The sequence below is a fragment of the Streptomyces sp. NPDC093225 genome, from assembly GCF_044753805.1.
Lineage (GTDB): Bacteria > Actinomycetota > Actinomycetes > Streptomycetales > Streptomycetaceae > Streptomyces.
This window is the reverse complement of sequence record NZ_JBIVNX010000008.1, coordinates 76,513-95,758: the sequence shown is the minus strand read 5'-3', so window position 1 is coordinate 95,758 and position 19,246 is coordinate 76,513. Positions and strand designations below refer to the sequence as shown.

Annotated in this window: 17 protein-coding genes; 7 read left to right on the top strand and 10 right to left on the bottom strand. The window is 76.1% G+C overall.

Annotated elements, in window-relative coordinates; translation table 11 throughout:
- Positions 1-362 precede the first annotated feature (362 nt).
- Entirely contained in the window at positions 363-1,562 is a 1,200-nt protein-coding gene (locus tag ACIQCH_RS10215; RefSeq protein ID WP_402579973.1) for a serine hydrolase domain-containing protein, read from the bottom strand.
- 383 nt (positions 1,563-1,945) lie between these two features.
- On the opposite strand from ACIQCH_RS10215, the gene ACIQCH_RS10210 reads away from it, so the two are divergent.
- Together ACIQCH_RS10210 and ACIQCH_RS10205 are read left to right on the top strand one after the other, a co-directional pair.
- Complete coding sequence (locus ACIQCH_RS10210) at positions 1,946-2,329, top strand: SseB family protein (RefSeq protein WP_402579971.1); 384 nt, start codon at positions 1,946-1,948, stop codon at positions 2,327-2,329.
- Positions 2,326-2,724, top strand: a complete 399-nt coding sequence (locus tag ACIQCH_RS10205) for a hypothetical protein (protein ID WP_402579969.1) — start codon at positions 2,326-2,328, stop codon at positions 2,722-2,724. The genes ACIQCH_RS10210 and ACIQCH_RS10205 overlap by 4 nt, the downstream gene beginning before the upstream one ends.
- Before the next feature lie 24 nt (positions 2,725-2,748).
- Here the strand turns inward: ACIQCH_RS10205 and ACIQCH_RS10200 are convergent, their stop codons facing one another.
- Positions 2,749-4,938, bottom strand: a complete 2,190-nt coding sequence (locus ACIQCH_RS10200; protein ID WP_402579967.1) for a SpoIIE family protein phosphatase — start codon at positions 4,936-4,938, stop codon at positions 2,749-2,751.
- Positions 4,939-5,015: 77 nt separating this feature from the next.
- Positions 5,016-5,258, bottom strand: a complete 243-nt coding sequence (locus tag ACIQCH_RS10195) for a hypothetical protein (RefSeq protein WP_402579965.1) — start codon at positions 5,256-5,258, stop codon at positions 5,016-5,018.
- Positions 5,259-5,417: 159 nt separating this feature from the next.
- Here ACIQCH_RS10195 and ACIQCH_RS10190 point away from each other — a divergent pair, with 159 nt between their 5' ends.
- Positions 5,418-5,984, top strand: a complete 567-nt coding sequence (locus ACIQCH_RS10190) for an HPP family protein (protein ID WP_402579963.1) — start codon at positions 5,418-5,420, stop codon at positions 5,982-5,984.
- A 77-nt stretch (positions 5,985-6,061) separates the two neighbouring features.
- Here ACIQCH_RS10190 and ACIQCH_RS10185 read toward each other — a convergent pair whose 3' ends face one another.
- From ACIQCH_RS10185 to ACIQCH_RS10170, 4 genes are all read right to left on the bottom strand, one after another.
- Positions 6,062-6,634 (bottom strand): GNAT family N-acetyltransferase, encoded by a 573-nt coding sequence (locus ACIQCH_RS10185; protein ID WP_402579961.1) that lies wholly within the window; start codon positions 6,632-6,634, stop codon positions 6,062-6,064.
- A gap of 51 nt (positions 6,635-6,685) precedes the next feature.
- Positions 6,686-7,894 (bottom strand): hypothetical protein, encoded by a 1,209-nt coding sequence (locus tag ACIQCH_RS10180; protein ID WP_402579959.1) that lies wholly within the window; start codon positions 7,892-7,894, stop codon positions 6,686-6,688.
- A complete protein-coding gene (locus tag ACIQCH_RS10175) occupies positions 7,891-8,517 on the bottom strand; it encodes an ankyrin repeat domain-containing protein (RefSeq protein ID WP_402579957.1) in 627 nt (208 codons plus the stop codon). The genes ACIQCH_RS10180 and ACIQCH_RS10175 overlap by 4 nt, the downstream gene beginning before the upstream one ends.
- A gap of 271 nt (positions 8,518-8,788) precedes the next feature.
- The gene (locus ACIQCH_RS10170; RefSeq protein ID WP_402579955.1) at positions 8,789-9,442 is read right to left on the bottom strand and encodes a TetR/AcrR family transcriptional regulator; all 654 of its coding nucleotides are present in this window, start codon (positions 9,440-9,442) and stop codon (positions 8,789-8,791) included.
- 70 nt (positions 9,443-9,512) lie between these two features.
- On the opposite strand from ACIQCH_RS10170, the gene ACIQCH_RS10165 reads away from it, so the two are divergent.
- Complete coding sequence (locus ACIQCH_RS10165) at positions 9,513-11,162, top strand: FAD-binding oxidoreductase (RefSeq protein WP_402579953.1); 1,650 nt, start codon at positions 9,513-9,515, stop codon at positions 11,160-11,162.
- Between the two features lie 529 nt (positions 11,163-11,691).
- Positions 11,692-13,575: an ATP-binding cassette domain-containing protein gene (locus tag ACIQCH_RS10160; RefSeq protein WP_402579951.1), complete on the top strand. Its 1,884-nt coding sequence runs from the start codon at positions 11,692-11,694 to the stop codon at positions 13,573-13,575.
- A 169-nt stretch (positions 13,576-13,744) separates the two neighbouring features.
- On the opposite strand, the gene ACIQCH_RS10155 is transcribed toward ACIQCH_RS10160, so the two are convergent.
- Positions 13,745-15,001, bottom strand: coding sequence for a pyroglutamyl peptidase (locus ACIQCH_RS10155; RefSeq protein WP_402579949.1), 1,257 nt, complete (start codon positions 14,999-15,001; stop codon positions 13,745-13,747).
- Between the two features lie 96 nt (positions 15,002-15,097).
- Positions 15,098-15,832: an SDR family oxidoreductase gene (locus ACIQCH_RS10150; protein ID WP_402579948.1), complete on the bottom strand. Its 735-nt coding sequence runs from the start codon at positions 15,830-15,832 to the stop codon at positions 15,098-15,100.
- Between the two features lie 71 nt (positions 15,833-15,903).
- On the opposite strand from ACIQCH_RS10150, the gene ACIQCH_RS10145 reads away from it, so the two are divergent.
- Positions 15,904-16,848 (top strand): LysR family transcriptional regulator, encoded by a 945-nt coding sequence (locus ACIQCH_RS10145; protein WP_402579946.1) that lies wholly within the window; start codon positions 15,904-15,906, stop codon positions 16,846-16,848.
- Between the two features lie 648 nt (positions 16,849-17,496).
- Here the strand turns inward: ACIQCH_RS10145 and ACIQCH_RS10140 are convergent.
- Complete coding sequence (locus tag ACIQCH_RS10140) at positions 17,497-18,483, bottom strand: aldo/keto reductase (protein ID WP_402579944.1); 987 nt, start codon at positions 18,481-18,483, stop codon at positions 17,497-17,499.
- 110 nt (positions 18,484-18,593) lie between these two features.
- Between ACIQCH_RS10140 and ACIQCH_RS10135 the strand changes: the two genes are divergently transcribed.
- A complete protein-coding gene (locus ACIQCH_RS10135; protein WP_402579942.1) occupies positions 18,594-19,187 on the top strand; it encodes a TetR family transcriptional regulator in 594 nt (197 codons plus the stop codon).
- Positions 19,188-19,246: the final 59 nt, after the last annotated feature.

Here is a 19,246-nt window from a genome sequence, read left to right as displayed (position 1 = left end):
TCGCCGGCCGGCAGGACCGCCACACCCAGGCCCCGGTCGGCGAGCTGCGCCAGTACGTGGGGCGGCCACGACGTCGTGCACGGGCTGGACGTCACGGTGCCCCTGGGGCTGGACCGGCACGTCCCCGGGGAGCGGCTGCGCGTGCTCCTGGACGACGTCCGGCCCCGCGGCCTGCGGTTCTTCGGCGTCGACCTGGGCGGGGTACGGCTGTGCGCCGACGACCTGGACCGGTCGTACGGTTCCGGGGCGCGGGTGTCCGGGGCGGCCCGGGGCCTCCTGCTGGTGTGCTGCGGCCGCCGGGTGCCGGCCGGCCTGCTGCGCGGCGGGCCGGCCGCTTCACCCGCCCGTGCGGCGGGTGCCGGTCACCCGTCCGCCAGCAGGGCGCAGGCGAAGTCCTCCTGGACGGTGCGGAGCCGGGCCAGCAGCGCGGGCTTGCCGGCCGCGTTGACCTGCGTGTTGAGGGTGAAGGTCAGGGAGCGGGAGCCGTCGGGGGTGGTGGCGGCGAGCTGGGTGTACCCGGCGGTGTTCCCGGTGTGGCCGTGGAGCACGCCGCAGCGGGTCGTGTACCGGAAGAGCGCCAGCCCGGCCGCGTTGGTGCCCGGACCGGGGGGCTCGGAGGAGTCGCCGGGGCGGAAGGCGCGCTGCTCCGCGCGGGTCGGCTCCGAGAGCAACGCGGTGCCGCCGTAAGCGCGGATGAAGGCGCCGAGTTCCCGTGGGGTCGACACGATGCCGCCGGAGGCCCAGGCGCCGGAGGCGCTGATGGCCTCGCTGACGTCCTCGGGTTCGGCGGGCGGGTCGACGGCGTAGCCGTGCAGGAACGGGCGCGGCAGCCGGTAGCCGAGCGGGAGGCTGGTGCGGTGCAGGCCCAGCGGCCGGTAGACGAGTTCCTCCAGGAGTTCCTCGTACGGCCGGCCGGTCACGGCCTCGGCCATGTAGGCGGCGGCGATGTTGTCCGAGTTGGAGTACTCGTACAGGGATCCGGGGCGGAAGCGGAGCGGCTCGTCGGCCACGAAGTCGAGCAGGTGGTGCGGGTCGAAGACGTGACGCGGATCCGCCATGATCGTCGCGATGAACTCGGGGTCCTGCGAGTAGTCGGGCAGGCCGCTGGTGTGCTGGAGCAGCTGACGGAGGGTCACGGCTGCCCATGCGGCGGGCAGTTGCGGCAGCCTGGCACCGATGGTGTCGTCGAGGGACAGCCTGCCCTGGTCGACGAGGCGCAGGGTGACGGCACCGCTGAACGCCTTGGCGACGCTGGCGATCCGCATGTGGTCGTCGGGGCGCGGCGGGCGGCCCGTGGCGATGTCGCCGACCCCGGCCGTGTACACCTGCGTACGGTTCCCCCTGGTGAGGACGGCGATCACGCCGGGCGGGCCGTCGTCCTGGGCGACGAGCCCCTCGAGCTCGCGCTGGAGGCGGTCGTCGTGCCGCGGCGGACGGCCGCCGGACGGATCGGGGCCGGCGGCCGCCTGCACGGGCTGGAGCAGGGCCGCGAGCGCGGCGGCGGTGAGGGCGGTGGCGGACAGTCCGGCGCGGAGCCGGCGGCCGCGGGCGCGGGTGGGCACGTGCGGGTCTCCCTCGGTGCGGTGGGCCTCGGGCCGGCGGACCCGGCCGGGGCACCCGCCCTGCCTAGCAGTCCGGGCCGCGCGCCGGGCCCCGGCACGCTCCGTCCAGGTCCGGTCGGCGGACACCGCAATGACCCGTGGCCCGGCGTGTCGCGTGGCCGGTCGGGCACGGCGCGGCGCGGCACCTGTCGGATCGCCCGACCGTGCCCGGCACGGAACGACCCCGGCACGGGACGGCACCGGACCGGAGCCCCGGCCGCCCGGGCCGCCGTCGGGAGCGGGCCGACCCGACCGCCCGCACGCCGTGCCCGCACGCCGTGCCCTCGCGCACCGACCCGGAGCGCTCCGGATAACGTGGGGGCACCGGCGAAGGGATCAAGGACGTGTTGACTGCGGAGATAGCCGCGATGCGGGCGGGAGCGGGCCGGCCGCAGCGGCTGGTGGGCGAGTTGCGCCGCGCGACGCTGCTGGCACCGGTGGTGGACGGGGCGCTGATGTCCGGCGTGCAGGGCGGCGTCCGCTGGCTGTACGCGTTCACGGACGAGGAGTCGCTCGCCCGCTTCCTGCTGCGCCGGGGCGCCGACCCGGCCGCCGGGACGGAGTACCTCGCCGTCCTGGGAGCGCGGCTGCTCGACTCGGTGATCCCCTCGCTCGACGGGCCGACCGGCATCGCCGTCGACGTGGCCGACGAGGACGGCGCGATGCTCTTCCCCCCGGTCGCCGGCATCGTGCCGGACTCCGTGGCGCTGGACACGGCCACCGCATGACCGGCCGGCCGGTCGGCGTCGTCTGGCGGCCGGGCGAGCGCACGGTCCGCTGGACCGGTCCCGACGGCGAGGTGGAGAAGGCGTACCCCGCGCCACCGCGGTCCGTACTGGCCTGGGACGACCTGGTGCTGGTGGTGGAGCCGCTCGACACCACCCCCTTCTCGCCCTCGGACAACGCCGTGCTCTTCCGGGCCGACGGGCGGGAGCGGGCGCGGCTGAGGCCACCCACCGACCTGGTGGGCGACCCGTCGGCGGTGCACGGCTTCGTGATGGCCTTCGCCGGCGCGCCCCACGGCGCCCCCGTCCTGGTCGTCGCCACCCGGACGGGCGGGGACTTCCAGGGGCGGGTGGACCTGGAGGGCGGCACGCTCAGGGACGTGCGGACGTTCCGCTAGGGGCCTGATCCAAAAGACAGGCCCCTAGGACGCGCTCCGCGGCCCCTCGGGGGCGGTGCGCAGCAGGAGCAGGGCGGTGTCGTCCGTGTACCGGCCGGTGGGCCAGGCGCGGTGGATGAGGTGGTCGATGAGGCGGTCGACGTCCTGGTCGCCCTGGCGGGCGAGCTGGTCGGCGAGCGCGGCGACCGTGCGGTCGGGGTCGGTGCCGGGCACCTCCACGAGTCCGTCGGTGTAGAGGGCGAGGGTGCTCCCCGCCGGCAGGTCCAGGCCGGTGACCGGGTACGGGGCTCCGATGTCGATGCCGAGCAGCGGGGCCGGGTCGAGCCGGACGGCGTGTCCCGGCCCGCCCGGCCGGTGCAGCAGGGGCGGCGGGTGGCCGGCGCTGGCGAGGACGGCCGTGCCGCCGGCGAGGTCGATCCGCGCGTACAGGCAGGAGACGAGCAGGTCGGTGCCGAGGTCCATCAGGACGCGGTTGGTGCGGGCCAGGACCTGGTCCGGCGACGCGCCCGCGCTGGCGCGGATGGCGGTGCGGACCTGCCCCATGAGCGCGGCGGCGGCCACGTTGTGTCCCTGGACGTCGCCGATGACGGCCGCGACGGTGGTGGCTTCGAGGGGGATCACGTCGTAGAAGTCGCCCCCGATGTCCATCCCGAGGCTCGCGGGCAGGTAGCGGGCGGCCATCGTCAGGCCGGGCACGGTCGGCAGGCTGTGCGGCAGGAGGGTCTCCTGGAGGCCGCGGGCGAGGCCGTGCACGGCGTCGTACAGCCGGGCGCGGTCCAGCGCCTGTGCGATGAGACCGGCGAGGGACGTGAGGACCGCACGTTCGTCGGCCGTGAACGTGCGGGGATGGTCGTAGGAGAGGATGCAACAGCCCACCGGCCGGCCGGAGATGAGCAGCGGCAGGAAGGCCCAGGCGTGCTTGCCGCTCATCAGCGGGGCCTGCGGGAAGGAACGGGCCAGTTCCTCGACGCTGGCGAAGAAGGACGGGACTCCGGTGGCCAGTACGTGACCCGCGGGGGTGATGTCGGTGCCCAGGGGCAGGCCGTCGAGGCGCTCGATGGCCGCCGCGTCGTAGCCGTGCCAGCCGGTGATCTTCAGACGGCCGGCCTCCGCCGCGGACAGGACCAGGCCGTCCGCGCCGAAGGCCGGCAGCACCTGGCCGGCGACCAGCTCGACGACGTCGCTGACCGCGACGGTCTCGGTCAGCGCGGCCGCCAGGTGCAGGAGCTGGTAGAGGCGGCCGGTCTGCGCGGTACGGGCGGCGGCGGTCGCGGGGCGCGGCGGGCCGGCGTCGCGGTCGGGCGGGGAGTCGGGTGCGGAGCCGGGTGCGGACTCGGGTGGTTCCCCGTCGGGGGCGGGCGCGGGGCTGATCCGGACGCTGATGCCGCTGGCGTCGGGGAAGAGCTCGAAGAGCAGCCAGCGGTCCGGGGGGTGCAGGGCGGTGAAGTCGACCGGGTCGCGGCTGATGACGGCGGTGCGGTAGTGGTCCTCGACGGCCGGCTGGTCCAGCCAGGGCAGGGACTGCCAGGGCCGGGTGCCCAGGAGCCGGTCGGCGTCCCGGCCGAGGAGGGTGGCCGCCGTGGCGGTGGCGAAGGTGATCCGGCCTTCCAGGTCCAGGGCCAGCGCGCCTTCCGGCAGGCGCTCAGCGTAGTCCGCGGCGGCCTCCGGGGTCCGGCCGGCGTACAGGTGGGGCTCGGCGAGGGGCACCAGGCGGGGCTCCTCGGGCGGCTGCGGGGGCTCCGCGGACTCGTCGAGCAGGTGGCCGATGCCCCGGGCCGCCGCCTCGATGTGGCCCCGCTCGCGGCGGGTGGTGCTCTGCGGGTGGGCGGCCGGCCAGAGCAGGACCAGCCCGCCCCAGGTCCGCGCGCGGCCCGGCAGCGGTGTGGCCGCGAGGGCGAAGCGGTACGGCAGGCTCGCCGCGACGCGGGGGTAGGTACGGGCGAGCTCCTCCTGGGAGCCCACCCACACCAGGCGGTCCTCGCGGACGGCCTCGCTCACCGGCACGGGTGTCGCCAGCGGGATCCTGCGCCAGGGCCAGGCCACCTCGGCCGGCAGGCCGCACAGCACCGCGAGGCCGAGCGTCTGGCCCGCCTGGTCGAGCAGGTAGAGGGCCCCCGCGGAAGCGCCGGTGCGCCGGACCGTGTCGGCCAGCGCCGCGTCCAGGAATTCCGTCCCGCCGCGCTGCTCGCCGATGCCGGACACCGCAGCTTCCATAACTGGACCATACGCCGAGATGCCGGACCGATCGCGCCGGTGGGAGGCGGTCGGGGAGGGACCGGGGTGCACGGGGCTCAGCTCGGCAGGGGGCCTCCGCAGCGCGGGCAGAGCCGCGCGCCGGGGGCGGTCGCGAGGCGGCCGCACCCGGGACAGACCAGGTGCAGGAGGCAGGCGGTCTCCCCGCCCTCGTCCGCTCCGGTGACCGGGGCCGGAACGGCGCGCGGGACCCCGTCAGGCGCGTCCCTGCCGGTCACGGACTCCCCGGGGGCCGTGTCGTGGCGGGCCGGCGTCCCGGCGCCGCGGTCTCGTGCTGCCATGTCCGGTCCCCCTGTCCGCCGCGGATCGTTCGCCCTTCACCTACCCCGCGGCCGGGCGGGAGTCACGCGGCGGATAGGGTCGTGGGCGTGCGGCCCGTCCCCGCTCTCCCGTCCCGCCCCCGGCCGTCCGGCCGCCAGCCCCCGGAATCACCCCGCACCATGAGCACCGACACCGCGCCGGCCGCGGCCGCCCCCGGCGCCGCGCCCCCGTCCGACACCGCGCCGTCCCGCCGCCGCCCGCCCGCCGGGCGCGCCCCGGCGCGGCCCAGCCCCGCGGCGGCCTTCCACAGCATCAGCGCCGCCACCGCGGTCCTCCTCGGCCTCGTCGCCATCGGTGCGGCGATCCACGAGCCGGTGCTCATACCGCCCCTCGCGGCCAGCGCCGCCCTGGTGCACAGCGCGCCGACCCTGCCGCTGGCCCAGCCGCGCAGCGTGATCGCCGGCCACCTGCTGGGCAGCGCCACGGGCTTCGCCGTCCTCGCGGGCGCGGGCAGCAGCGCCTGGTCCGCGGCCGTTGCGGCCGGGCTGGCGCTCGCCCTCAACCTGGTCGCCCGTACCCCGCACTCCCCCGCCGTCGCCACCGCCGTGGTCATCGTGCTCCAGCGGCCCGACCCGGCGCGCTTCGTGCCGCTGCTGTTCGCCTCCACGGTGCTGCTCGTGCTGACCGGGTACGCCGCCTCCCGCGTGCGCCGCGCCTCTCCGAGGTACCCCACCTACTGGTGGTGAACCGGGGAACCTACTGGTGGTGAACCGGGGAACCTACTGGTGGTGAACCGGGGACCGAAGGGCGCCCACGGCGCAGGTCAGCGCAGGTCGAGACGCATCAGGACGCGGGGGTGGCCGGCCAGAACCGAGGCGGTGTCGGCCGCGTGCACGAAGCCGGCGCGCTCGAAGTTCCGGCGCAGTCCGGCGTAGGCCATGGTCAGGTCCACCGTGGCGGCCCCGTTGTCGAGGGGGTACGCCTCGACGACCGGGGCGCCGTGGACGCGGGCGAACTCGACCGCGCCGGCGATGAGGGCGTGCGAGACGCCCTGCTTCCGGTGGCCGGGGCGCACCCGTATGCACCAGAGGGACCAGACCGGCAGGTCGTCGACGTGCGGGATAGTGCGGCTGCGGGCGAAGGAGGTGTCCGCGCGCGGGGCCACGGCGGCCCAGCCCGCCGGCTCGCCGTCGCGGTAGGCGATCACCCCCGGCGGCGTGGCGGCACGGCACAGCTCGGCGACGTGGTCGCCGCGGTCCGGGCCGCGCAGCTCGTTGTTGAGCTTGGCGGGGATCCGGTAGCTCAGGCACCAGCAGACGGTGGCCGTGGGCGACTTCGGGCCGATCACCGCGCGGACGTCGGCGAAGGCGGCCGCGGGGCGCACTTCGATGGTCATGGGGCCACGATGTCACGGGGGTCCGACAGCGCGCCGGGCATCCGGGCCCGGTCAGAGCACGGCGATGCCCAGCGGGCGGTGGCCGGCGGCCAGTCGGTGCGCGGTGCCCGTGCCGAGGTCGACGACGGTGATGCCGTCCCAGGATCCGTCCCGGGTGAAGCCGCCGGTGACGTAGGCGGTACGGCCGTCCGCGGAGACGGCGACGTCCTCGTGGGGTCCCCGCAGCGGAACGATCCGCTCGCGTCCGTCCGGGGCGCGGACCGTGAGGGAGGCGGGGCCGTCCTCGGCGGGGTCGACGGGGCCGGTGCCGACGACCAGCAGGGTGCCGTCCGGGGTGACGGCGGTGCCGTGCTGGTGGGTGTTCGCGGTCATCGGCTCGACCGTCGAGGTGCCGGTGCGCGGGTCCAGTACGACCAGCCGCTCGCCCTCGAAGGGCAGCAGCAGCCGGCCGTCGGAGGGACGCACGGCGGCGTAGTGCGGCTTGAGCCAGGAGCCGAGGCCGCCCGCGGTGCCGTACGGGGCGACCTCGATGCGGCGGGGGCGCAGCGAGTCGGCCGGGACGACGGTCACGTCGAAGGAGTCGTGGCCGGTGGCGTACACCTCGCGGCCGTCGCGCGATACGTCGACGTCGAAGGGGCGGCGGCCGACGGGGACGGCCGCGGTGACCTCCAGCTGCCGGGTGTCGACGACCTCCAGGGCTCCGTTGCGGCCGGGCACGTTGACGCCGACGTAGGCGCGGCTGCCGTCGGGGGCCAGGGCGACGCCCATGCCGCCGCCCCGGTACTCGCCCGTGGTCGGCCGGCCGGTGTCGGTGCGGTAGGGGACGAGGGCGACGCGCGTGCGGGTCCGGGTGTCGACCACGGCGACGCCCTCGGCGGTGGCCACCCAGGCGCGGCCGTCCGGGCCGACCTCCAGGCCGTAGGGGGCGGTGCCGACGCGGACGGAACCGGTGGGGCCGCCGGCGGGGTCGACGAACGTGACGGTGTCCGCCCCGAAGTCGGCGACCAGGAGGGTGCCGTGGGGGGTGGGTGCGGTTCGGGTGGGTGCGGTTCCCCGGGGTGCGACCCCGGCCCCGTCAGGGGCGCGCGCGGTGCGGACGGTGGCCGGGGTGGTCCGGGCGGGGGCCGGGGCCGTCCGGGCGGCGGCGCCGGTGCCGGGGGCGCATCCGGCGAGCAGCGCCGCCGCGACCAGGGCGGCGGGCAGGGACCGGCTCCTTGCGCACCTCCGCCGGCTCCGGCCCCCGGTGCGCGGGGTCCTCACCGGTCCGCCGCGGGGCCGCCGGGGCGGGGGGACACGGCCCGGAGGAAGTCCGCGATCGCGGTGAACCCGCGGCGCTCGGCGTGCTGCCGGGCGGTCACGCCCTCGTGGTCGGCGAGCAGGGGGTCGGCGCCGGCCGTGATGAGCAGTTCCACGATCTCCTGGTGGGCGGGACCGCCGTCGCCGAGGATGACGGCCTCCAGCAGGGCGGTCCAGCCGAGGCGGTTGACGTGGTCGACGTCGATGTCGGTCTCGCGCACGACCGCGCGGACGTACGCGACGTGCCCGCGCTCGGCGGCGGGGATGATGCTGACGCCGCCGTAGCGGTTGCGCAGGCGCAGGTCCGGAGCGGCCGGCAGCAGGGTGCGCATCATCGGCACGCTGCCGGTGACGCCGGTCACCAGCCAGGCGCTGTCGGCCCGTTCGTCCTGGGCGTCGGGGTCGGCCCCGGCGGCGACCAGGGCCTCGGCGGTGTCGACGTGGTCGCCGAGGGCGGCGAGCAGCAGGGCGGTGCGGCGGTGGTCGTCGCGGGCCTCGAGGTCGGCGCCGGCGGCCAGGGCGGCGCGGACTCCCGCGGTGTCGCCGGTCGCGGCCGCGGCGAGCAGGTGCGGGTTCTGGGCGTTCACGGTGGTGGTCCTCCAACGGCCGGTGTGGGGGCGGGCGGCACGGGGGCACCGGTCGGGTGGGTGCCCCCGGGTCCATCCTCGGGCGGGCGGGGCCGCGGGCGGTCGGCGGAGCGGCTCGGGCCGGTGCTCGGACCGGTGGAGGCGGGGGTCGTCCGATCGGATGACCCCCGGGGTGCGGGCCCGCGGGCGGCCGCACGACCGCCCGGTGCCGCGCCGGGGGTCGGGCCCCGGGCGGCGGCCGCCCCCTCGCCCGTGGCGGCGCGGGACCCGATCAGTCCCGGTCCGCGGCGGCGAGCGGCGCCCCTTCCGTCGGGGTGAGCGCGGCGGCGGCCGCGAAGAGGCGGGCGCAGCGCCGGGTCATGGCCTCCGGGGACTGGTCGGGGTGCTTGACCCACCAGCGCACGAGGGTGGCCACCAGGTCGCGCCAGACGTACTTGAGGGCGTCGGCGTCCAGCGGGTCGGTGGAGCCGGTGGCGCGGAGCAGGTCGGCGGTGCCGTCGGCGGCGAGGGCGTCGACGGCCGACCAGTAGGCGGCGGCCCGGCGGGCCGCCTCGCCGCCGGGGGGGAGCGTGGTGTCGTAGAGCACGAACCAGGCCTCCCGCTGCCCTTCGAGCGCGGTGAAGATGCCGTGCAGCACGCGCAGGGGCGTGTCCGGCCCGGTGCCCGCGCCGTCCATCGCGGTGCGGACGGCCGCGAGGAGTCGGTCGCCGACCGGGGTCAGGCAGGCGGTGTACAGGTCTTCCTTGGTGCCGAAGTACTGGTGCAGCAGCGTCTTGGTGACGCCGACGCGGGCGGCGATCGCGGCGAGGGAGGCGGCCGCGTAACCGCTCGTGCCGAACTCCTGGGTCGCGGCCGTCAGGATCTGCTGCTCGCGGTCGTGGCGCGGGACTCCCTTGGTGCCGGCCTTCGATCGGGGGGTTGCCATGCAGGAATATTATCAGTAGGTAATTTACCGCAAGGTAAGTTACCGTCGTCCCGACTCCTGGAGCACTTCCATGGCCGACACCGCGACCCCGCCCACGTCCCGCGTCCGCTCCTGGTGGGGGTGGGGGTGGGCGGACGCGCATCCCGACGACGCCGAGTGCGTCGCGATGGGCGCCCTCTTCCCCGGCTCGCTGGCCCGCCCGCTCCCCGTGCCGCGGGTGGCCGACCTGGGCATCGGGGCCCCGGCCGTCGAGCCGCCGGCGAGCCTGGCCCACCTGGTCGCCACCGACCCCGGGGACCGCGCCGCCCACGCGATGGGCAAGGCGTACCGCGACGTGGTCCGGGCCCTGCGCGGGCGGCCCGGCCGCGTCCCCGACCTCGTGGCCCGCCCGCGCGACGAGCAGCACGTGGCCGACCTGCTGGAGTGGGCGGGGGAGCGCGGCGTCGCCGTGGTGCCGTACGGCGGCGGTTCCTCGGTCACCGGCGGTGTGGAGTACCGCGGCGACGCCCACCGGGCCGTGCTGTCACTGGACCTGACCGCCATGGACCGGGTCCTGGAGGTCGACGCCGCCGGCCGGGCGGCGCGGATCCAGGCCGGCACGCTCGGCCCGGGCCTGGAGGACCAACTGCGGCCCCACGGACTGACGCTGCGGCACTTCCCGCAGAGCTTCGAGTTCTCCACACTGGGCGGTTGGCTCGCCACGCGCGCGGGCGGCCACTACGCCACCGGCCGCACGCACATCGACGACTTCGTGCAGTCCCTGCGCGTGGTCACCCCGGCCGGCACCAGCGCTTCCTGGCGGCTGCCCGCCTCGGGCGCCGGCCCCTCCCCCGACCGGCTGTTCCTCGGCTCCGAGGGGGCGCTCGGCGTGATCACCGAGGCGTGGCTGCGGGTGCAGGTGCGGCCGGCCCACAAGGCCTCCGCGGCCGTGGCGTTCGCCGGCTTCGACGACGCCCTGACCGCCGTACGGCTGATCGCGCAGTCCGACCTGATGCCGGCCAACTGCCGTCTGCTGGACGCCGGCGAGGCCGCGCTCGCGGGCGCCTCGGCCGACGGCAGCGCGGTGCTCGTGCTGGGGTTCGAGTCGGCCGACGCGCCCGTCGGGGACCGTCTCCGGCAGGCCGTGGGGCTGGCCCGGTCCTGCGGCGGCACGGCCGTGGGGGCGGACGGCGCGGCCGGCGCCGACGGCGCGCCCGGCGCCGGCGACGCGGTCGGCGCCGGCGACGCGGTCGGCGCCGGCGACGCGGTCGGGGCCTGGCGGTCGGCGTTCCTCAAGATGCCGTACCTGCGGGACGGGTTGGCCCGGATGGGGGTCGTGGCGGAGACCTTCGAGACGGCCGCGACCTGGGACCGGATCCCGGGGCTGATCGAGGCGGTGCGCACCGAGGTCGACGCGGCGGCCCGCAGGGCCACCGGACACCCGGCGACGGTCAACTGCCGTCTCACGCACGTCTATCCCGACGGCGCGGCGCCCTACTTCACCGTCCTCGCCGCCGGACGCCCGGGCGACGAGCTCGCGGTGTGGGACGACCTGAAGGCGGTGGCGAACGAGGTCCTGCACCGGTACGGCGCCACCATCACGCACCACCACGCGGTCGGCCGCGACCACCGCCCCGGGTACGACCGCCAGCGACCCGAGCCCTTCGCGCTGGCGCTGCGGGCGGCGAAGGACGCCCTGGACCCGCGGGGCATCCTCAACCCCGGCGTGCTCGTCGGCTGAACGAAGCGGGGGCCGGCGGAGCGAGGCGGGCGCCGGCAGCGCGGGAGGCACGCGGCGGCTCGGCGAGGCGGGCGCCGGCCGAACGAGGCGGGCGCCGGCCGAACGAGGCGGGCGCCGGCCGAAGGAGGCGGGCGCCGGCAGCGCGCCACGAGCGCCGCCCGGGCGCGCCGGGCGCCCCACCGGGGCCGCCCACCCGCCGGCGTCGCGACCCGCCCGGCCCCCGCCGTGACGCTCCGCAAGGGGTTTTCGCCCCCGCGCCCCGGGCGCCGGTCGGTTCCGGCCAACCTCGGCCGCGCGGGATGCCGGTGCCCGGACCGGCCCCGTAACGATCAGCCACCAGTACGGCGCCGCCGGCCCCGCCAGGTCGGCCGGATCCGGCTGCTCCGCCCTCCGGGCTGCGCTCTACTCGCTCTCCCCGATTCCCCTCCGGCAGCACCGAGCCCCTTCCCGCACCGCGGGCGGGCCTCCTCGCCATGCCTCCGGCCGGGCCGAACCGGGTTTCCCGAAAGCCGAGTTGAAGGAGCAGCCGATGTCCCAGCAGCAGGCCGAGAAACCACGGACCGCCGTCCTCCCGCCCCCGCCGGAGCTGACGTACACCGGAGGGCAGCACAACGCCGCCATGGAGCGCCTGACGCTCGGCCAGATGGCCCGGCGGGTGCCGGCCGCCCTCGCGCAGACCGCCCGGCTCGCCTCGGCGGTCCACCGCACCGCGTTCGTCTGGCTGGTGTGCGCGCAGGTCGTCGGCGGGATCTGCACGGCCGCCGCGCTGGCGGCCGTGTCCCGGGCGATGGGACCGCTGCTGGCGGGCGGGGACGTCGGGCAGCGCCTCTCCGGAGCGACCTGGCCGCTGGCGGCCGCGGCGGCCATGACGGCGCTGGGCGCGCTGGCGTCCATCGCGGCCGGCAGCGCCGCGCGCCGGCTCAACCCGGGGATGTCGACCATCGCCGACCTGGCGATGGTCGACGCGCACATGGACGTGGAGCTGGCCGCCTACGACGCCCCGGACTTCACCGAGCGCTCGGAAGCCGCGGAGATCGGGTCCGCGCGCTCGGGCATGCTGCTGCAGGACGCCCTGGGCTTCACCAGCGGCCTGATCGACCTGGTGGCGGTGGCCTCGGTGCTGTCGGTGGTCCATCCCGTGCTGCTGCCGCTGCTGCTGGTGTCGGTGGTGCCCCGCGGACTGGGCTCGGTGTTCGCCGCCCGGCTCGACCACCGGCTGCACAACGAGACGGTCGCCTCCCGCAACATCCGCAACATGATGCGCTGGCACCTGACCACCCCGAAGCTCGCCGACGAGCTGCGGGGCAACAGCATGCGCCCGTACGCGCACCACTGGTACGCGGCGGTGTGCGCACGGATCGACGCACGGATGGCCGGCTCCGCCCCGCGCTACCTGGCGGTGTACCTGACGGCCGCCGTGGTCTCCGGCCTGCTCGCACTGGTGACCTGGGGCTGCCTGGGCGTGCTGGTCCTCGGCGGGTTCATGGCCCTGGGAGCGGCGGGGACGGCGATCGTGGCGATGCGGACGTCCACCGCCGCACTGTCCAAGCTGGTGGTCTACGGGGCCGCGATGTTCCAGCACGCCCTCTACCTCGGGGACTACACCGCGTTCCTCGCGCAGGCCGCCGAGCGGTCGGGGCCACGGGGCCCGCGCGAGATGGCCGCACCGGAGCAGGTCCGCTTCGAGGGGGCCACGTACACGTACCCGGGCAAGGACGCCCCGGCGCTCGGGCCGATCGACCTCACCCTGTGCCGGGGCGAGGTGGTCGCCCTGGTCGGCGAGAACGGCGCGGGCAAGTCCACGTTCATCCGGCTGCTGACCTCGCTGACGGCGCCGACGACGGGGACGGTCACGTGGGACGGGGTGCCGACGTCGGGGTCGGACCAGCGGTCCGCGTGGCGCCACGTGGGGCTGGTCACGCAGTCCTACGGCTACTGGCCGTTCTCCGCGCGCGAGAACATCACGCTCGGGCAGCCCGGCCCGCGCGGTGACGCGGCCGTGTGGGACGCCCTGCGGGCGGTGGGCATGGAGGAGACGGTGGCGGGCTTCCCGAACGGCCTCGACACCCTGCTGGCCCGCTCGTTGTGGGGCGGGCACGAGCCGTCGGGCGGGCAGTGGCAGCGGCTGGCCTGCGGCCGGGCCTTCCACCGGCGCCCGGCGCTCCTGGTCATGGACGAGCCGACGTCCGCCATGGACCCGCGCGGCGAGCACATGGTCTTCTCCGGGCTCCGGGAGACCAAGGACGAGCGGATCACGGTGATCGTGACGCACCGGATGGAGAACTGCCGGCTGGCCGACCGGATCGTCGTCCTGGAGCGGGGCAGGATCACCGAGCAGGGGACCTACGAGGAGCTGTCCGGCCGGTCGGGCGGGACCTTCGCCGAGCTGGTGCGGCTGTCCATGGACCGGTAGGCCGGCGCCTCCGGACCCCGCCCGACCCGGCACGACCCGCAGGGACCGCCGGGCCGGTGCCGGCGGCCCCGCCCGTCGCACGGGGCGGGGTCGCCGGCGGGCCACGACGCGTCGAGCGCCGAGGAGGTCCTCGCACCACGGGACCGGCCCCCGGGCCCGGCCGCCACTGTCAGAGGACGTGGGTGAGGACCTCGAGCACCTCGGCGGTGATGGCCGACTCGTTGCGCTCGAACTCCGGGCCGGTCAACAGGTTCGGGTCGGCGGGCAGTCCGGTCAGGACCGGCGTGTGCAGGTGACCGCCCGGGAGGTGGGGGGCCAGCTCCAGACGGAGTCGGTTGGAACGGTAGGCGACCTCGTTGGAGAGGTATCCCCCGCCTCCCCCGGCCACGGCGCGGGAGCCCGGGGTCGGCCCGTCCTCGCGCTCGACCGGGTGGTCCCCGCCGGCCGGTATCTCGGTCACGGAGGTGTTCCAGAGCACGGGGTACGGCGCCCGTACGGCGCCGGTGACGGCCTCGCCCGGGAGGGTCGAGGCGATGAACTCCGGGCCCGCGGCCAGGCCCGGCGGCGGGACCGGACGGTCGGGCGTACCGCCCGACAGCGCGCCGGTGTTGTCGGGGTACGGGTCGGCCGAGCGGGCCCGTCCCGCCCACGCCTCCAGCGTGAACAGTCCGGGATAACCCTGGCTGACGGTGGTGATGGCGTGGGCGGTGCGCGGGCCCGCCGCCATCCGGGGGCCGAAGGCGCGCTCCACGATGCCGCGGTCGAAGTCGCCGTACCGGACGGGCAGCAGGACCGACCGGATCTCCGCGGGGGTGCCGTCCGCGAGGGTGATCCGACGCCCGTTGAGGAGCAGGGCGGCGGAACCGGAGGGGTTGGCGCGGCGCAGCTCCTGGTCGAGTCCGAAGGGGTCGAACCCGCTGACGAACAGCCGACGCAACCCCGGGCGGCCGCTGAAGTCGTTTCCGGTCAGCCCGCGGGAGGCGTCCTCGAGCCGGCCGCGCAGTGCGGCCCGGTCCACGTCGAACGCCGGCTGCCAGTCGGCGAGTTGCACCGTCATCGCGAGTCGGGTCCAGTACAGCGGACGGTCGTCGCCGGCCGGCAGGTCGCCGCCGGGCCGGCGCCCCTGGGCGCGGTGGACCGCGGCCCACCACAGGGCCTCGCCCCAGGCGTCGACCAGCCGCTCCGCCTCGGCCCGGCTGCGCACGGAACGCAGCGCGGCCGGGAAGCGGGTGACGAAGTCGTCGAGTCCGGCCCGCCGGGGGAAGTCGGCGGTCCGGGGGTCGGAGAGGCGGGCCTGTTCGCGGTCCGGTGCGAAGGCCGTCGCGCGGCCGACCGCCGGGCCCGCCAGGGCGGGCCCGGCGGGGAGCAGCGCGGCGACGGGTCCGAGGAGGGTGGCGGCCAGGGCCGCACGCCGGGGCAGAGTCATGCCATGTGACATTACACAGCGCGCTGACCTGCCATCAGTGACCTTCCGGCCAAAGCCCCGCCCCCCGGCTCCGGGCGGAGACGGCGCGGCACGGTCTCACCAGGGAATCGGCCCGTCCTCGGCCAGAAAGGCGCCCGTCGGGCCGTCCTCGCCCACGGTCGCCAGGTCAACCGCCACGACCGCACCCTCCTCCACCGTGCGCATCCCGGTGTGGCGGTTGAGGTCGGTCGCGCAGTAGCCGGGACTCACCGCGTTGACCAGGATCCCTTCGGCGCGCAGTTCGTCGGCGTAGAGCGCGGTGATCGCGTTCAGCGCGCTCTTCGAGGTGCAGTAGGGGAGGAGGACCGCGGAGTAGGGGGACCACGGGCTGCCCGGGTCGGCGAGGTGGGTGAGGGAGCCGAGTTCGCTGGACATGTTGACGATGCGTGCGGCGGCGGAGCGGCGGAGCAGGGGGAGCATGGCGTGGGTCACCGCGATGACGCCGAACACGTTGGTCTCGTAGACCTGCCGGACCGTGGCGGCGGGGGTTTCACTCGGTCTCTGCGGTCCGGCGGCGATCGCGGCGTTGTTGACGAGGATGTCGAGGCGGCCGAACGTGGCGTCGATGTGCTCGGCGGCGGCCCGGACCGAGATCTCGTCGGTGACGTCCAGTGGTACGAACCGTACGTCGGCGCCGCCCGCACGAAGCTCCTCGGCCGCCGCCTCGCCGCGCTCGGCGTTGCGTGCGCCGATCAGGACGGTGATGCCGAGGGCCGCGAGCCCGCGCGCCGTTTCCTTGCCGATGCCCTTGTTCGCACCGGTGATCAGAGCAGTCTTCTGCGAAGTCGTCATGGCGCCCAGCCTCCCCTCCCCCACGGGCGGCAGGGAAAGACCGGAAGGCTCTGGATCTATAGTCCACAGATATGAATGAGCTGGAGGTGCGGGAGCTGAGGTACTTCATCGCGGTCGCCGAGGAACTGAACTTCAGCCGGGCCGCGCAACGCCTGCGGATGGCGCAGCCCCCGCTGTCGAAGGCGATCGCTCAGATGGAGTCCCGGCTCGGGGTACGCCTGTTGGAGCGCACCACCCGGCAGGTGAGGCTGACCGACGCCGGTCAGGTGCTGCTCGACCAGGCCCGGATCGCGGTCGACGCGGTGCACGCGGCGGCCCGGCGTGCCCGCCGGGCCGGCCGGCCGACACCCGAGCTGGTCGTGGCGGTCAAGCCGGGAGGCGATGCCGGGCTGTTGCGGGAGATCCTCGCCGCCTACCGGGGAACGGGTTCGGACCTGCCGCCGCCCGAAGTCGTCGTCGGCGGCAGCGGCCTGCCGATCGCCATGCTGCGGGACGGCCGTGCCGACGTGGCGCTGCTGCGCAGCCCGTTCGACGGTCGGGGGCTGGATTCCGAGATGCTCGTGGTCGAGCCGCGACTGGCCGTCCTCCCCGCCGCGCACCCCCTGGCCGGACGCCGGCGACTGCGGCTGACCGACCTCGAGGGCGAACCGATCCCACGCTGGAAGGGGGCCGCCCCCTCCACCACCGCCTACTACACCGGACGCGACGGCACCGAAACAGGCGATGGCCACGCGGGCTCGGCACCGGCCGACGCTCCCGAGGGGCCGCTCGTGGCCAGCGTCGAGCAACTCCTGGAGGTGGTCGCGCTGGGCCAGACGGTGGCGTTCCTGTCACGCTCCACCACCGAGCGGCACCGGCGTCCGGACATCGTCTACCGCCCGGTCACCGGCCTCAGCCCCAGCTCGGTCATGGTCGCCTGGCCGGAGACCTCGCGGTCCGCAGCCGTCGCCGCCTTCGTCCGAGCCGCCCACGACGTCGCCGCCCACCACCCCGACCACGTGGCCGCGCTGGCCTGACCGGCGTACTCACCCCTGGTCGCGCCGACCGCGCGCTTCTCCTGCCCGCCCTCTTCCAGCCGCCAGGTGCCGCACGACCGAGGCCGGCAGCGCCGTGCGCCGCGGCTCCGCCGCGCGCTCCAGGCCTCCACCCGCTCCGGCTCCGCCACCCGCCGCCCCGCCGGCACCTGCAGCAGCGCCACCGGGTCCCCCGGCAGCGCGCCGTCCGCCCGCCGGGTCGCGTTGGCACCGTGGCGTGCAGCCGCTTTCCCCGCGACCGCCCGCACCGCACCGACCCCGCCGGTGGGTCCCGTGGTGTGTGGGGGAGGTGCTTGACGCGTCGCGGCAGGCTGGTCCGGAGGCAGGCCCGGGCCGGAGGTGGCCGCAGGCCAGGGCGAAGCCCCGAAGCCTCCGGGGTGGGCCTGCCGCAGGGCCTGCAGGCCACGACGCGTCAAGCACCGAGGGGACCCACACACCACGGGACCCGCCCCCGAAGCGACCCCACCCCGACACCGCCCCACCACCCCGACACCGACACCGGCACCACACCCGCACCCACACCCGCACCCGCCGCCCACGACGGCCGGTCACACCGACGGCCGGTCGCCCCCCACGGCCGGCAGCCCCCCACCCCACAGCCGGTCGCCCCGAAGCCCCCGTCCGCCGGCCTCACCCGTTGAGCAGCCCCATCATCTCCGGCGAGTAGCGGTCGCCGGAGGCGATGCCGCGGGGCGCGACGGCCTCGATCGCGGCGAGGTCCTGCGCCGTGATCGTGATGTCCGTGGCCGCGACGTTCTCCTCCAGGTAGCGGCGGCGCTTGGTGCCCGGGATGGCGACGGCACCCTGGTGCAGCACCCATGCCAGCGCGAGCTGGGACGGAGTGACCGCCTTCGCTCCGGCCAGCTGCCGCACGGCGTCGACGACGGCGAGGTTGCGGGCGAAGTTCTCGCCCTGGAAGCGGGGGTCGGTACGGCGGAAGTCGTCGGCGGCGAAGTCGTCGGGCGTCGTGATGGCGCCGGAGAGGAAGCCGCGGCCGAGCGGGGCGTACGCGACCAAGCCGATGCCCAGCTCGTCCAGGACGTCCCGGACCCCGTCGCCCTCGATGCCCCGCTCGAAGAGGGAGTACTCGGTCTGGACGGCCGTCAGGGGGTGGACGGCGTGGGCGCGGCGGATGGTGGCCGCGGCGGCCTCGCTGACGCCGAGGTAGCGGACCTTGCCGGCGGCGACCAGTTCGGCCATGGCGCCGATGCTCTCCTCGACGGGCACGTTCGGGTCGATGCGGTGCAGGTAGTAGAGGTCGATGTGGTCCGTGCCCAGGTGGCGCAGCGAGCGGTCGGCGGCGCGGTGGATGTAGTCCGGGCGGCCGTTGAGGCCGTGCAGCGTGCCGTCGTCGTCGAACTCGACGCCGGTCTTGGTGGCGACGACGACCCGGTCGCGGCGGTGGCCGGCCAGCGCCTTCCCGAGGAGCTGCTCGTTGGCGAAGGGGCCGTAGCCCTCGGCGGTGTCCAGCAGCGTGACGCCGAGTTCCAGTGCGCGGTCGATGGTGGCCAGCGATTCGGCCTCGTCGGTCGCTCCGTAGAAGGCGGTCATGCCCATCAGGCCGAGGCCTTCGGCGCCGACGTGCAGACCCTGGGAGCCGAGTGCGCGGAGTTCCATGAGATGTCCTCTCGGGGACGGGGAGCAGAAGTAACTAACTGGTTATTTCATGGTGCGCCGAGGCATCGCGGTTTGTCAATAACTAGATAGTTACTTGCTAGCCTGGGCCCATGGCACGCGATTCCCACGCAACGAGGGCACGGATCCTGGAGGCCGCGTTCGACGAGTTCGCCCGCTACGGCATCGCCGGGGCCCGGGTGGACCGCATCGCGGAGGCGGCCGGGGCCAACAAGCGGATGATCTACGTCTACTACGGCAACAAGGAGCAGCTCTTCGACCAGGTCCTCCAGGAGGCCCTGGAGAAGGGCGCCGAGTCCGTGCCGTTCGACGCCGAGGACCTGCCCGGGTACGCCGGCGCGATCTTCGACCACCTGGCGGCCGACCCGCGACTCGTCCGCCTGGTGATGTGGCGGCGACTGGAGCGGCCGGAGGTCACCGCACCGGAGGCCACGTCGTACGGGCACAAGCTCGCGGCGCTCGAGGCGGCCCAAGGGGCCGGCCTGGTGGACCCCGGGTACGCGCCGGCGGACGTCCTCGCGCTGGTCCTGGCCCTCGCCCAGGCCTGGTTCACCACGGGGATCGGGCCGGCGGGCGGGGACGGGGAGGCCGACTGGGTACGGGAGCACCGGGACCGGCACCGCGCGGCGGTGGTCGGGGCGGTGGCGCGGCTGAGCGGGCCGCCGGCGCCGGGCGCGGCCCCGTAGGCACGACAGGCACGACGTCCGGCGGTCGCGGGGGGCGCGACCGGCCGTCCCGGGTCGGG

What these genes read in the sequence shown, in the direction of transcription:
- ACIQCH_RS10205 (WP_402579969.1), top strand. Translation starts at nt 2,326, where the DNA reads ATGACCGGCCGGCCGGTCGGCGTCGTCTGGCGGCCGGGCGAGCGCACG.
- ACIQCH_RS10200 (WP_402579967.1), bottom strand. Translation starts at nt 4,938, where the DNA reads ATGGAAGCTGCGGTGTCCGGCATCGGCGAGCAGCGCGGCGGGACGGAA.
- ACIQCH_RS10195 (WP_402579965.1), bottom strand. Translation starts at nt 5,258, where the DNA reads ATGGCAGCACGAGACCGCGGCGCCGGGACGCCGGCCCGCCACGACACG.
- ACIQCH_RS10190 (WP_402579963.1), top strand. Translation starts at nt 5,418, where the DNA reads ATGAGCACCGACACCGCGCCGGCCGCGGCCGCCCCCGGCGCCGCGCCC.
- ACIQCH_RS10185 (WP_402579961.1), bottom strand. Translation starts at nt 6,634, where the DNA reads ATGACCATCGAAGTGCGCCCCGCGGCCGCCTTCGCCGACGTCCGCGCG.
- ACIQCH_RS10170 (WP_402579955.1), bottom strand. Translation starts at nt 9,442, where the DNA reads ATGGCAACCCCCCGATCGAAGGCCGGCACCAAGGGAGTCCCGCGCCAC.
- ACIQCH_RS10165 (WP_402579953.1), top strand. Translation starts at nt 9,513, where the DNA reads ATGGCCGACACCGCGACCCCGCCCACGTCCCGCGTCCGCTCCTGGTGG.
- ACIQCH_RS10160 (WP_402579951.1), top strand. Translation starts at nt 11,692, where the DNA reads ATGTCCCAGCAGCAGGCCGAGAAACCACGGACCGCCGTCCTCCCGCCC.
- ACIQCH_RS10155 (WP_402579949.1), bottom strand. Translation starts at nt 15,001, where the DNA reads ATGACTCTGCCCCGGCGTGCGGCCCTGGCCGCCACCCTCCTCGGACCC.
- ACIQCH_RS10150 (WP_402579948.1), bottom strand. Translation starts at nt 15,832, where the DNA reads ATGACGACTTCGCAGAAGACTGCTCTGATCACCGGTGCGAACAAGGGC.
- ACIQCH_RS10145 (WP_402579946.1), top strand. Translation starts at nt 15,904, where the DNA reads ATGAATGAGCTGGAGGTGCGGGAGCTGAGGTACTTCATCGCGGTCGCC.
- ACIQCH_RS10140 (WP_402579944.1), bottom strand. Translation starts at nt 18,483, where the DNA reads ATGGAACTCCGCGCACTCGGCTCCCAGGGTCTGCACGTCGGCGCCGAA.
- ACIQCH_RS10135 (WP_402579942.1), top strand. Translation starts at nt 18,594, where the DNA reads ATGGCACGCGATTCCCACGCAACGAGGGCACGGATCCTGGAGGCCGCG.